General features: G+C 72.4%; 2 protein-coding genes. Both read left to right on the top strand.

All coding sequences use genetic code 11. From position 1 onward, the window contains the following. On the top strand, positions 1 to 221 hold a 221-nt coding region (locus AC27IQ_RS26060; RefSeq protein WP_487091370.1), incomplete at its 5' end, for a hypothetical protein. Positions 222 to 232: 11 nt separating this feature from the next. After that, on the top strand, positions 233 to 803 hold a 571-nt coding region (locus AC27IQ_RS26055), incomplete at its 3' end, for a response regulator (protein ID WP_487091371.1).

Below are 803 nucleotides of genomic sequence, written 5' to 3'. Positions count from 1 at the left end.
CCGATGCGCTGCCCGACCCGTCCCGCCTGCCGGCCCTGTCCGAAGCCGTCGAGCTGGGCTACTACCGCGGCGTGCTCAACCAGCTGGGCGCCATCGAGGCCGCGCAGCCCGGGTGCGCGGCCTGGGTGGGCGAGGCGCGCGACCATGCGCGGCAATTCCGTTTCGAGGCCATCGCCCGCATGGTGGCCGAGGCCGCCGCATCCCATCCTCCTTCCCCATGACCGTGACCGCCATGCTCCCCACCGATGCGCTGCCCCTGGATGCCACCGCGCAGGCGCTCGACCGCACCCGCGCCGATGTGGTGCTGATCGTGGACGACGTGCCCGATAACCTCGCCGTGCTGCACGACGCGCTCGACGAATCCGGCTACACCGTGCTCGTGGCCACCAATGGCGAGACCGCGCTGTCGCGCGCGGCGCAGGCGCTGCCCGACGTGGTGCTGCTCGACGCGATGATGCCGGGCATGGACGGCTTCGAGGTCGCGCGGCGGCTGAAAGGCCTGCCGGCCACCGCGCACATCCCCATCATCTTCATGACCGGCCTGACCGAGACCGAGTACCTGGTCGCCGCGCTGGACGCGGGCGGCGTCGACTACGTGACCAAGCCCATCAAGCCCAAGGAGGTGCTCGCGCGCATGAACGTGCACCTGCAGGGCGCGCGCCGCGCCCGCCAGGAGATCCGCCAGGCCGGCCAGGCGCGCAACGCGCTCGACGCCTTCGGCTACGCCAGCATCACCGTGCGCGCGAGCGACGGCCGGCTCATGTGGCAGACCGCCCTGGCGCGCGAGCTGCTGCACGGCTACT

This window comes from Acidovorax sp. KPB24-07 (assembly GCF_057543315.1).
The sequence above is the reverse complement of the archived record's forward strand: the minus strand, read 5'-3'. Positions and strand labels throughout refer to the sequence as shown.